The 12,491-nt window shown below is 53.7% G+C and carries 11 protein-coding genes and 1 riboswitch; of the genes, 8 read left to right on the top strand and 3 right to left on the bottom strand.

The features are described 5' to 3' along the window. Window positions 1-22 precede the first annotated feature (22 nt). Window positions 23-580 carry a helix-turn-helix transcriptional regulator gene (locus GZ59_RS18395; RefSeq protein WP_039293698.1) on the top strand — a complete coding sequence of 186 codons (558 nt, stop codon included), beginning with the start codon at window positions 23-25 and terminating at the stop codon, window positions 578-580. A 132-nt stretch (window positions 581-712) separates the two neighbouring features. Here GZ59_RS18395 and sgrT read toward each other — a convergent pair whose 3' ends face one another. Continuing rightward, entirely contained in the window at window positions 713-877 is a 165-nt protein-coding gene (gene sgrT, locus GZ59_RS18400; protein ID WP_039293701.1) for a glucose uptake inhibitor SgrT, read from the bottom strand. A gap of 90 nt (window positions 878-967) precedes the next feature. On the opposite strand from sgrT, the gene sgrR reads away from it, so the two are divergent. Continuing rightward, window positions 968-2,626: an HTH-type transcriptional regulator SgrR gene (gene sgrR, locus GZ59_RS18405; protein WP_039293704.1), complete on the top strand. Its 1,659-nt coding sequence runs from the start codon at window positions 968-970 to the stop codon at window positions 2,624-2,626. Between the two features lie 51 nt (window positions 2,627-2,677). Here the strand turns inward: sgrR and GZ59_RS18410 are convergent, their stop codons facing one another. After that, window positions 2,678-3,607: an aromatic alcohol reductase gene (locus GZ59_RS18410; protein ID WP_039293706.1), complete on the bottom strand. Its 930-nt coding sequence runs from the start codon at window positions 3,605-3,607 to the stop codon at window positions 2,678-2,680. Window positions 3,608-3,880: 273 nt separating this feature from the next. Between GZ59_RS18410 and GZ59_RS18415 the strand changes: the two genes are divergently transcribed. From GZ59_RS18415 to thiQ, 4 genes are all read left to right on the top strand, one after another. Next, window positions 3,881-4,786: a LysR family transcriptional regulator gene (locus GZ59_RS18415; RefSeq protein ID WP_039293711.1), complete on the top strand. Its 906-nt coding sequence runs from the start codon at window positions 3,881-3,883 to the stop codon at window positions 4,784-4,786. Between the two features lie 154 nt (window positions 4,787-4,940). Beyond that, a riboswitch (TPP riboswitch) is annotated at window positions 4,941-5,037 on the top strand. 80 nt (window positions 5,038-5,117) lie between these two features. Then, complete coding sequence (thiB, locus tag GZ59_RS18420; protein ID WP_144243133.1) at window positions 5,118-6,101, top strand: thiamine ABC transporter substrate binding subunit; 984 nt, start codon at window positions 5,118-5,120, stop codon at window positions 6,099-6,101. Further along, window positions 6,077-7,684: a thiamine/thiamine pyrophosphate ABC transporter permease ThiP gene (thiP, locus tag GZ59_RS18425; protein ID WP_039293715.1), complete on the top strand. Its 1,608-nt coding sequence runs from the start codon at window positions 6,077-6,079 to the stop codon at window positions 7,682-7,684. The genes thiB and thiP overlap by 25 nt, the downstream gene beginning before the upstream one ends. Next, window positions 7,671-8,381 carry a thiamine ABC transporter ATP-binding protein ThiQ gene (thiQ, locus tag GZ59_RS18430; RefSeq protein WP_039293718.1) on the top strand — a complete coding sequence of 237 codons (711 nt, stop codon included), beginning with the start codon at window positions 7,671-7,673 and terminating at the stop codon, window positions 8,379-8,381. The genes thiP and thiQ overlap by 14 nt, the downstream gene beginning before the upstream one ends. Before the next feature lie 4 nt (window positions 8,382-8,385). On the opposite strand, the gene GZ59_RS18435 is transcribed toward thiQ, so the two are convergent. Continuing rightward, a complete protein-coding gene (locus GZ59_RS18435; protein ID WP_039293721.1) occupies window positions 8,386-10,008 on the bottom strand; it encodes a family 43 glycosylhydrolase in 1,623 nt (540 codons plus the stop codon). Between the two features lie 516 nt (window positions 10,009-10,524). Between GZ59_RS18435 and ilvB the strand changes: the two genes are divergently transcribed. Together ilvB and ilvN are read left to right on the top strand one after the other, a co-directional pair. Then, entirely contained in the window at window positions 10,525-12,189 is a 1,665-nt protein-coding gene (gene ilvB / locus GZ59_RS18440) for an acetolactate synthase large subunit (RefSeq protein WP_039293724.1), read from the top strand. A 5-nt stretch (window positions 12,190-12,194) separates the two neighbouring features. Further along, window positions 12,195-12,488, top strand: coding sequence for an acetolactate synthase small subunit (gene ilvN / locus GZ59_RS18445; RefSeq protein ID WP_011095347.1), 294 nt, complete (start codon window positions 12,195-12,197; stop codon window positions 12,486-12,488). Window positions 12,489-12,491 lie beyond the last annotated feature (3 nt).

Raw genomic sequence — 12,491 nt, forward strand, 5'->3', positions numbered from 1 at the left:
CATACGGCTTACTGAGGAATTTATGGCAACGTATCACTTCTCTCTCACGCTATCGGGCGTTTGTGCAGACACCGCAGGACTAGAAGATGCACTTTTTGCCAGCGGCTGCGACGATGCTCTGATCTGCTTCTATGGCAACGCCGTCTATCTCGAATTTGATCGAGAAAGCCCGCATTTTTCTACCGCAGTCATCAGCGCTATTCATGATATTGAGTCCGCAGATATTCAGGCAAGAGTCCACTCCGTCGATGCGGCCTGGGTTGGGATTAGTGACATCGCCGCCTTAGCCGCGCTGTCGCGTCAAGCCATTGCGCTTCTAAAAGATGGAAAACGTGGCGCAGGCGATTTCCCCTCTCCGGTTCAACGCTTACGCGGTACATCGCCGCTATGGGAGTGGAGTGATGTCGCCGACTGGCTAGCCAAACAAAAAAAAATACCACAGGAATTGGCCGACAACGCTCGGCAGCTTGCCACGATTAATCTGGCCTTGCAGATACGCAATGCACACCAGCAGGACGAATTGGCGCGTTATTGTGCATTGCTCAGCGAGGGTAAACCATTACGTGAAAACTACCGCTGATATCTCCTTAGGGTAAACCATCAGCGACAACTCAAACGCGGTAAGCAGATCTGCACCATAAAAAAAACCAGCGAGAAAACTCGCTGGTTGGTGAAACATCACCATTACTCAGAATACATTTCCTCGCACCACCTAGAGCCAATGACGGTATTCGTCGTCGGACATTTCGTTCAGGTGCCACTGCGTCGCCTGCTGCAATAATGCAACGCGCTGTTGGGTAGACATCCATCGCAACCACTTCACTTTACAGGTCGATAAGTAGGTTCGATAGAACTGGGACAAACGGGAAATTGTCATGAGCCACCTCCTCTCTTTCCTTGTTAGAAAGTATCGACGTAATATAGGGAAAGATAAATTGATGACTTTAGTGCAGGGAGTTCCTCTTTTATGTCTTCTCCTCGATTGCAACAACAGTTCATCCGTCTGTGGCAACACTTTCAGGGACAAACCACCGACACCACGCTGCAAGAGCTGACGGGGGGGCTGAACTGCTCACGCCGCCATATCCGCTCGTTATTGAACGCGATGCAGCTGGAAGGCTGGCTCATCTGGCAGGCAGAAGCCGGAAGAGGAAAGCGTTCGCAGCTCTCCTTTGTGTATACCGGATTAGCGCTACAGCAACAGCGTGCCGAGGATCTGCTAGAACAGGATCGTATTGAGCAACTGGTGCAGTTGGTCGGTGACAAAGAAGCGGTGCGCCAGATGCTACTCTCCCACCTTGGCCGGAGTTTCCGGCAAGGAAAGCACATTCTGCGCATCCTCTATTACCGCCCATTACGCAATTTGCTGCCCAGTTCGGCACTGCGGCGCTCAGAAATGCATATTGCGCGACAAATTTTTAGCGGCCTGACTAATATAAATGAGGAAAATGGGGAACTAAAACCCGACCTGGCTCATCACTGGCAGATGCTAGCACCGCTGCACTGGCGCTTTTATCTGCGACCGGCTATCCGTTTCCATCACGGTCGTGAACTCACGATGGACGACATCACCACATCATTATCACGGCTCATTCCGCTTCCACTCTTCTCCCATATTGAAGCGGTGAATTCACCGATGCCGTTTGTGATTGATATCCGGCTGAGTAGCCCAGATAAATGGCTGCCGTGGCTCCTGGCCAGCGTGCACGCCATGATTCTGCCGCAGGAGTGGCAAACGCTGCCGAATTTCGCCCAACACCCGATTGGCACTGGGCCTTACGCTGTAGTACGCAATAACAGCAGCCAGTTGAAAATCCGCGCCTTCGACGACTATTTTGGCTATCGGGCGCTGATTGATGAGGTCAACATCTGGGTTTTGCCGGACGAGCCGGAAGAAATGCCAGTGTCTGTCCAATTCCAGTCTGATGATTCCCACCATGAACAGCTGGAAAGCCGAATGGAAGAAGGCGGTTATTTCCTGTTATTCGACAAACGATCGCCGCTGAACCAGCGTCCAGAAGCGCTGCGATGGCTAAGACAGGTATTTAACCCTATTTCGCTACTCAGCCACGCCAATACCAGCAACCAGCGCGACTGGTCACCCGCCTATAGCCTGCTGCCACGCTGGCATCACCATCATCCCGATACGCCACAGTCCATTCCCGATGGACTAACCGACGTCACGCTCACGTTCTATCAGGAACACCCAGAGTACCGGATATTAAGCGAGATTATGCGCACGCTGCTGGCACAACAGGGCGTTACCCTACATCTTCAGACCATCAGTTACGAAGATTGGTATCAGGGCAATGCCGAGAGCGATATCTGGTTTGGCAGCCTGAATTGTTATCTGCCGCTCGAATTCTCGCTGTTCGCCATGCTCTATGAGTTGCCACTGGTGCAACATTGCCTGAATGACGACCTAGATACTGATGCACAGCAGTGGCGTAGCCATACGTTACCAATGGCGGAATGGTGTGAAAAGCTCATCAAGAGTGGGCAACTGCATCCGTTATTGCACCACTGGCTGCAACTTCAAGGGCAGCGCAGCATGCGCGGCGTCAGGATGAATATGCTGGGCTGGTTTGATTTTAAATCCGCCTGGTTCGCGCCGCCGGAACGCTGACTGCATTTGGAAAAAGTGCGGGGCACGTTGAATAGCTCCGCACGTTTCTGTCTATTTTTGCAACTGCATCCGTAAGAAATGCTCGACGTCGACCGTCTCGTAACCCTTACGTTCATTGAACGTGCCGGATTTGTCCCACCACATCCCCTCTCCCAAAGCAAACGCGGCCCGATAGCGTGCCATTGCGTCATCTGGAGCCACTTTCAGATCCCTGCGCAATTTGTCCAGAGTCCATAGTGTCTTCTCAAAGACCTTCCCCGTGACACGTTCAACGACATCGGCAAGTTGCCCGTATGAGATCGTGTCACCTGCCACGTAGACAACCTCATTAACCCATCGTGGTTCGGCCAACAAGATTTCAGTCGTGAGCCAGCCAATGTCTTCGGGGATCGTCACGGTCACTTTCGTATCCCAACTTCCCAGACCGTGAAGGATTCCGCGTTCCAGATCCACCACATTGAAGGCGGGCTCAAACAGGAAACTCGTGAACATACCGGTCGAAACGATCACCCATTCGGTACCCAGTTGGCTACGTAGCAACTGTCTCACGTCGTACTGCTCATCAAAAACCGGATGGCCACTTTTTCGCCCCACGACGTCATAATCAACACCGAATTGCCAAGGGAAATAGCGCGTGACATTGGCAGCCAACACAGCTCTGGTTATTTTCATTTGAGTGCCCGGCCCTGCTACGAATCCCGAACAGTTCAATACCGTCTTATAATGCTTGAAAAGCCCCGTCAGAGCGTATTCATCAGAGGCCAGATCGAACCCGATAACGTCAACCCCTAGTGCACGGAGTTCGCTCAGTGTTGCCATACCCTGCTCCGACGGATCGTTAACGGTGTCCGGTGAGACGAGTACCGTGACCGACAACGGCAAGGCTCGCGCACGCGGTGCAAGAGCACGCAATACCGCCATACCGAGTTGCCCTGCGCCAAGTACAAGAATATCTTTCAATACTGTTCCGCTGTCATTCACGCCTTAATTCCTTCAAAATTTCAAATTATCTCTATCACAGGGAGTGATGAACGTCCCTATGCATTCAGTGTGCTAACATGCCCTTGGTCTGATAATACTTGTCAGCACAAGGATATTTAGAGTTCGAGTGTCATGTTATACAAAAATGTGAAGATGATAAGATTCAGCCCCATCACTTCATAATTTGAAAAAATCAAACGATAAGGTGATATAGCTGCTAATACGGCAGTACGTCTTATCAACGTTTCATCGCAAATGGGGAGACATCATCGTATGGATCGGTTTCAGGCCATGGAAACATTTATCCGTGTGGTCGATGCGGGTAGTTTCAAAAAAGCGGCGGAAACCCTGCATGTTCTGCCATCCACCGTCACCCGTAGCATCAAAGAACTCGAATCACATCTCGGCGCTCGGTTACTCAACCGAACGACGCGAGCACTCAGTATTACGGATGTTGGCCTGCGCTATTACGACAGTTGCAAAGCGATCTTGCGGGATGTGCACGCGGCGGAAAGCGTAACGGCACAGCAAAAGGAGGAACTACAGGGAACGATCAGAATCGGGGCGACACCTTCTCTGGTCAAAAATTTCCTTATCCCGGCACTACCCGACTTCTGTGAACGTCATCCTGGAATAAGGTTGGACTTCCACCTGGGTGATGCCACTGTGGATATTGTCCAGCAAGGTATCGATTGTGTCATCAGAACCGGAGAACCGCCGTTATCGCGACTGGTCGCACGGCGACTCGGTACGTTCCAGTGGCATATCTGCGCTTCCCCACGCTATCTTGAACAGCATGGACACCCCACAACGGTGGACTCGCTCAAAGAGCATACCGCAGTGGGATATACCCACAGCCGGACAGGTCGTTCAACGAGTTGGGGGTTTCACGATGAGGCACACACCGTAGCGATTCCGCGAGCAGGACAGATCAGCGTAAATGACACCGATGCGTATGTCGCCGCAGGCGTAGCCGGTCTGGGCCTACTACGCATTGCCAGCTATATGGTACGCCAGCAACTCTCTGATGGACATCTTGTCAGGCTGCTTCCTGATATCGGATCACCGCTTGAACCTATTTTCATCCTCTACCCGCAAAGCCGCCACCTTTCGCCTGCTATCCGCGCCTTTATCGACTGGTGTACCGCGCTAATCGAGAAGGAAGCCGTGAAATGGTGAATGTCCACAAACAGAACAACCAAGGTCATTACGTTAAACGAAATTGTGCACGTACTGCGGTCACACCACAGCGTCCAAGTGTGCATATAAGCTTGGTTCGCGCCGCCGGAACACTGAGAGCCTTTCGCTACCCGACTTAACCCTTTACAATGAGCCGTTCTCAACGGGGTGCGGAGAATTTTTCGCTGAGAAGATACCCGTCGAACCTGATCCGGTTAATACCGGCGAAGGGATTTGAGAGTGCGGCTTATTGCTGCCTCGAAGTCCTTTGCCACCCTATGATTCTCAGGAGTGCAAAGTGTTAAATCAATTATTACAACGTTCAGCCATCGTGCTGAAAACCAGCCTGCCTTGTCTGTTACTGCTCTCAGCATCCGCTTTCGCCAAGCCCGCCCTTACCGTTTATACCTATGACTCGTTCGCTTCCGAGTGGGGTCCAGGCCCCGTCATCAAGACCGCGTTTGAAAAAGAGTGCGAGTGCGAACTGAATTTCGTCGCGCTGGAGGATGGCGCATCGTTGCTGAATCGTCTGCGTATGGAAGGCAAAAATAGCAAAGCGGACATCATTCTGGGGCTGGACAACAACCTGTTGCAGGCTGCTGAGCAAACCGGCCTGTTTACGCCACACGGTCAGGACACTAGCGCCGTTACGGTGCCGGGCGGCTGGAGCAATAAAACGTTCATCCCTTACGACTACGGCTATTTCGCGTTTGTGTATAACAAAGACACGCTGAAGAACCCACCGACAAGCCTGCATGAACTGGTGGACAGCAACGCGCCGTGGAAAGTGATCTATCAGGACCCGCGCACCAGCACACCGGGATTAGGTTTGCTGCTGTGGATGCAGAAAGTGTACGGCAACGATGCGCCGCAAGCTTGGCAGAAGCTAGCGAAAAAAACCGTTACCGTGACCAAAGGCTGGAGTGAAGCCTACGGTTTGTTTCTGAAAGGGGAAGCCGATCTGGTACTGAGCTATACCACGTCACCGGCCTATCACATCATCGAAGAGAAGAAAGACAACTACGCGGCAGCCACCTTTAGCGAAGGGCATTACCTGCAAATTGAAATCGCCGGGCAGTTGGCTTCCAGCAAAAATCCTGAGCTGGCAAAACGCTTTATGCAGTTCATCCTGAGCCCAACCTTCCAGCAGGCGATCCCCACCACCAACTGGATGTATCCGGCGGTGAAAACCGAACTGCCAGCAGGCTTCGCGACGCTCGCGGTTCCTGAAAAAGCCATGCAGTTCAGCGCGCAGGAAGTCGCCGATCAAAGGACGCAGTGGATTCAGGCATGGCAACGCGCCGTCAGCCACTGATCGGCGGACGTCTGTGGCCAGGGCTACTGGCCACCACGCTGTTAATTTCCGTTGCCGTACTGGCTTTTGGCGCACTGTGGATACAGGCACCAGAAAGCCAGTGGCGCACGCTATGGCATGACAGCTATCTCTGGCATGTCATTCGGTTTACCTTCTGGCAGGCCTTTCTCTCTGCGCTGTTTTCTACCGTTCCGGCAATTTTTCTTGCCAGAGCGCTATATCGGCGGCGCTTCCCCGGCCACCGCTGGCTGCTACGCCTGTGCGCGATGACGCTAGTGCTGCCCGTACTGGTAGCCGTTTTTGGCCTGCTCAGCGTGTATGGCCGACAAGGCTGGCTGGCCTCTGCGCTGGGCTGGCTTGACCTGAAATACACCTTTTCGCCCTATGGATTGCAAGGCATCCTGCTGGCGCATGTGTTTTTCAATCTGCCGCTAGCAACCCGATTGTTGTTGCAGTCACTGGAAGGGATCGCCACCGAGCAGCGTCAGTTAGCCGCCAATCTGGGCATGGACAGCTGGCAGCATTTCCGTCTGTTGGAATGGCCTGCCCTGCGCAGGCAAATTTTACCCACCGGCGCGCTGATTTTTATGCTCTGCTTTGCCAGTTTTGCCACCGTTCTGTCGCTAGGCGGTGGCCCGCAGGCGACCACGATTGAACTAGCTATCTATCAGGCATTGAGCTTTGATTACGATCCGGCACGCGCGGCACTGCTGGCATTAATTCAGATGGTCTGTTGTCTCGGTTTGGTGCTGTTGAGCCAGCGGTTGGGGAGTATTTTGCCTGTCGGCAGTACGCAGCAGCTTGCCTGGCGTAACCCGCAGGATAGCGCCTTAAGCCGCCTCACTGACGGCCTTCTGATCGGTGCGCTGTTGCTGCTGGTTGTTCCCCCCTTGCTGGCCGTGGTGGTTGATGGCGTGAACCGCTCATTGGTTTCCGTGCTGCAACAGCCTGTGCTCTGGCAAACGCTGTTTACTTCGCTACGTATTGCCTTAAGCGCAGGATTGCTGTGTCTGGTGCTGACCATGATGCTGCTTTGGAGCAGCCGCGAGCTCAAGTTACGCCAGAAGCCACTCTACGGGCAGTTGATGAATCTGAGCGGTATGCTCATCCTCGCCATGCCGGGTATTGTGCTGGCAACGGGTTTTTTCCTGCTGCTGAATAACAGCATCGGGTTGCCGCAATCCCCCTATGTGCTGGTCGTATTCACGAATGCGCTGATGGCAATTCCGTATGCCATTAAGGTGCTGGAAAACCCCATGTTGGACGTTGCCGAGCGCTACAACCGGCTCTGTACTTCACTGGATATTCGCGGCTGGCAGCGATTGAAGTTGATCGAACTCGTCGCGCTGAAACAGCCGCTCGCGCAAGCGTTAGCCTTTGCCTGTGTGCTGTCGATCGGGGATTTCGGCGTTATCGCGCTATTTGGCAATGAGCAATTCCGCACGCTGCCGTTCTATCTGTACCAACAAATTGGCTCCTATCGCAGCGCCGACGGCGCAGTCACGGCACTGTTGTTGATGCTGCTGTGCTTTATGTTATTTACCCTGATTGAGAAACTGGCAGGCCGTCATGATCGCGCTTGAGAAATTAACCTACTTCTATCAGCACTTACCCATGCGTTTTGATTTTCACGTCAAACCGGGAGAGCGCATCGCTATCCTCGGCCCCAGCGGTGCGGGAAAAAGCACGCTGTTAAATCTGGTGGCGGGTTTCCTGATGGCAGACAGCGGCGAACTGAGGCTTAACGGTGAATCTCACCGCGAGACGCCCCCCGCCAAACGGCCGGTTTCGATTCTGTTTCAGGAAAATAACCTGTTTCCTCACCTGACGATTGGGCAGAACATCGCGCTGGGGTTGCACCCCGGCCTGCGGCTCAATGCCGCACAGCGTGAAACGCTGCGGCAGATTGCTGACAGGGTCGGATTAACCGATCTTCTTGATCGTCTGCCCTCGCAGGTGTCCGGTGGACAGCGTCAGCGCGCGGCATTAGCACGCTGTCTGGTGCGTCACCAGCCAATTCTGCTGTTGGATGAACCTTTCTCGGCACTCGATCCCGCACTACGTCAGGAGATGCTCGATCTGGTTGAAAGCGTGTGTGAGGAGCGCCAATTCACGCTATTGATGGTGTCCCACAATCTGGATGATGCCATGCGGATCGCAAAACGTACGGTACTGATCGTGGACGGGCAGATTTATTATGATGGGCCGACTCAGGCGTTACAGGATGGCAGCGCCGATGCTGCCGCCATCCTGGGAATTTCACGCCCGTCTTCCGATTAAAGAGTTAAGGTAAAGCCTGATAGCGCAGGTTACTGAACGTGACCTCGCCTTCGCCCGACGCATATAACGCTGGCCGCAAGCTGAGGAAGTCATACGCGACGTTGTGATGGTAGCCGGACACTTCCATCTGCACCGGATATTTCTTCCACGGTTCCTGATCCGAGGTTCGGGTGTAAAACGTCACGATGTGGCGATCGTTTTTCATCCGAATTTGCACCTCATTACCCGTGATGTGCGGCAATTTCTTCTCTGCCCTTTCCAGCCCATAGCGGTGCATCACAATGCCATCCTGATTAAACGACAGCCCGACGTAGAGTTTCGCATTGTAGAACAGCAGTAAACCGGCCTGTGCTCCAGGGGCGAAATTCGCCGTGACTTCAATTTGGTAAGCCTGATCGCCGGGGATCATCGTCAGCGGTGCACTGTCTTTTGGCGATGTTCCTTTTGCTTTCAGGTGCAGCTTGCCATCGGTGAGCGTAACCCGCTTTAGCTCTTCCGCATTGGCGCGGTAAAAATGCCAGCGGGCTGGAAATTTCTCGTCAGTGAAGCTATCAGACCAACCGATACCGTGAGGCACCGCCTCGCCCCCTTCCGGTTTACGAATCGGTTTGCCAGTATCGAATCCGGCAGAGGTAAACCAGCCGTCATCGCCCCAGACAATCGGCTCCAGCATCGCCTGCCGTCCCAGCGTCATAAAGCCGTTTTCATAACCGTGATACACCATGTACCAATTTTTATCCGGCCCTTCGATCAGCGTCGCGTGACCGCGCGACCACCACTTATCTGAACGATCCTGCGTGCGGATAATCGGGTTATGCGGTGAGTTTTCCCACGGCCCGTTGATCGACTTCGATCGAGCCGCAATCACCATGTGCCCCGTTGGTGGCCCAGCCGTGCCACCTTCCGCCAGCACCATGTAGAAGTAGTCGCCGTGGCGCAACATCTTCGGCCCTTCCTGCGAGAAGCTTTCCACATCCCACGCTTCCGGGTACTGCCATCCCTGATAAACCACCTCCATTTCACCGACCGTCGACAGCCCATCATCCGTTAACTGCACACGGTTGCCGCCAGACATAAAGATGTAACGCTTACCGTCTTCCCCCACCACATGGCCGGGATCGCTGGCCGGATTTTTCAAGCCAGTATCTTTCGGCGGCGTCCACGGGCCGCGAATATCATCGGCGGTGATCACATACAGCGTTTTCTTTTTCGTCCCTTTGGCATCGATAATCCGGTTCGTCGTGAAGTAGAGGTAATATTTATCGTTGTGCTTCACTAGATCTGGAGCCCAAATTGCGTCAACGGGCGTCGTTATCGCGGGGCCAAGCGGCTGCCAGTTCACCAAATCGCGCGAATGCCAAATTAGCAGTCCGGGGATATCGTCAAATGACGAGAACGTCATGTAGTAATCCTCCCCATCTTTGATAATCGTAGGGTCGGGATGATCGCCCGCAATGATAGGGTTGAGATAGCAGCCATTACCCAAATCCGCCTGACGCTGCTGCTCAATACCCCGCATCCACTCGTTGGCGGGGCCAGCCTGACAGGCGATCGCCTGGCTTATACCCATCGCCATCAGCAAGATGCCACTCAGCGCGCCTTTCCCCACCGTTCGGGAGATACTCATTTATTACCACCCCATTATCTCAATGATTATTTGATAATTTATAACATTGAAACCGTGTTCCAGTTGTGAAAACAGTCACGCTTCTCTGGCTTTTGGATGAAAAATCAAGCGGTAATAGCGCGGTGAAATATCAATATATTGTGATCAATGAGACATTTTTAGTTTTTATCCCTTGTGGGTATTGTGTCTTTTTGTACTGCTGTGCTTATATGGATTGGTGATTGATGACACATTCGAACACAACGCTCGACCATAAAGCGCTCGAATGTAAATAACCCGAACATAAATTAGGATTCCCGTGACGCACTACTCTTCTTCCACTTCAGCACTACTAAACACCGCGCATATTGACGCGGTCGTCGTCGTGCTCGTGGCAGTCGTCGTCGTCGTCGGCAGCGCGCCGTAACGGGTTCCGAATCGAAGATTCTCAAACCCCGCCGGCGCCAGCCGAGCGGGGTTTCTTGTTTTTACCCTCCCCGCTCCGACACTGCACCGGCCCTGATGAAGGATGTAAGCATGCGTTATACAGGCGCTCAGTTAATTGTTCGGCTGCTCGAACAGCAGGGTATCACCACCGTAGCGGGCATCCCCGGCGGCGCAGCACTGCCGTTATATGATGCTCTGAGCCAAAGTAAGACTATCCGCCATGTTCTTGCCCGCCACGAGCAAGGCGCGGGGTTTATGGCACAAGGCATGGCGCGAGCCAGCGGACGCGCCGCGGTTTGTATGGCGTCCAGCGGCCCAGGGGCGACCAACCTGATTACTGCCATCGCCGATGCCAAACTGGATTCAATCCCGCTGGTGTGCATCACCGGTCAGGTGCCTTCCAGCATGATCGGCACCGATGCGTTTCAGGAAGTCGACACTTACGGCATCTCCATTCCCGTCACCAAACATAACTATCTGGTTCGTGATATCAACGAACTGCCGCGCGTGATCCCAGAAGCCTTTCGCATCGCGCAATCGGGCCGTCCCGGCCCGGTGTGGATCGATATTCCAAAAGATATTCAGAACGCGACCATTGAGTTGAGCGAACTGCCAGACATTTTCCCTCTCGATACGCCACCGACTATTGCTCAGCAGGAAATTGAACGGGCTGCGGCCATGATTAACGCAGCCCAGCGTCCGATTCTCTATCTGGGTGGCGGAATTATTAGCGGTGTCGCACACGAACAAGCGGTTCAACTGGCGGAACGCGCTAGCCTGCCAACCACCATGACGCTGATGGCCCTGGGTGCTATGCCAGTCGATCATCCGCTGTCGCTCGGTATGTTGGGGATGCACGCCGCACGATCAACCAATCTGATCTTAGAACAGGCGGATTTGTTAATTGTGCTGGGTGCGCGTTTTGACGATCGTGCCATTGGTAAAGCGGAACAGTTCTGCCCACAGGCCAGCATCATTCACATCGATATTGATCCGGCCGAGTTAGGCAAGATCCGCCAACCGCACGTGGCGATCAATGCCGATGTCGCCGAGGCGTTGGATCATCTGCTGCCACATATCACCCCACAGCAGCGTGACGTATGGCGTGCAACCGTTAGCGGGCTGCAACAGGAATTTCCGTTCAGCATGCCGAATGCTGACGACCCATTAAGCCATTATGGACTGGTTCAGGCCACGGCGCAGGCGCTGACGGATGATGCCATCATCACGACCGATGTCGGCCAACACCAGATGTGGGTCGCTCAGTCTTATCCACTGCGTCGTCCGCGCCAGTGGCTGACATCCGGCGGGTTTGGCACGATGGGCTTTGGCTTGCCTGCGGCGATTGGCGCAGCGCTGGCTGAACCCGATCGCACCGTGGTGTGCTTCTCAGGTGATGGCAGCCTGATGATGAATATTCAGGAAATGGCGACCGCGGCAGAAGAAGGGCTCAACGTAAAAATCGTCCTGATGAACAACCAGTCGCTCGGTCTGGTTCACCAGCAGCAGGATATGTTTTTCCAGCAGCGTATCTTCGCCGCCGATTACCGCTACAACACCAATTTTCTCGCCATTGCCGCAGGTTTCGGCTTTGCAACCTGCGATCTGAATGCGGCAGCCGACCCGCAGGCCGCGTTGAAAGAAGCGCTCAATCAACCCGGTCCAGCGTTGATCCACGTACGCATTGACGCCAATGAAAAAGTTTTCCCCATCGTGCCACCGGGCGCAGCGAACATCGATATGATCGGAGATTAATGACTATGCAAACTCAACCAACGTCAAATCAGGTCACGCTAGAACTCTCAGTACGCAATCACCCCGGCGTGATGTCACACGTTTGCGGCCTGTTTGCCCGCCGGGCATTTAACGTAGAAGGCATTCTCTGTATGCCACTGGCAAACGGTGAAGAAAGCCGAATCTGGCTACTTGTCAAAGATGACCAACGACTACAGCAGATGATCAGTCAGGTGGAGAAACTGGAAGACGTCCTTCAGGTACGTCGTCACGGGGAAGAAATGCGTATTTTCGAGCAGGTCGCCGAGTTTTACTGCTAGATG

This window comes from Pectobacterium atrosepticum, from assembly GCF_000740965.1.
In the GTDB taxonomy this organism is placed as follows: Bacteria; Pseudomonadota; Gammaproteobacteria; order Enterobacterales; family Enterobacteriaceae; genus Pectobacterium; species Pectobacterium atrosepticum.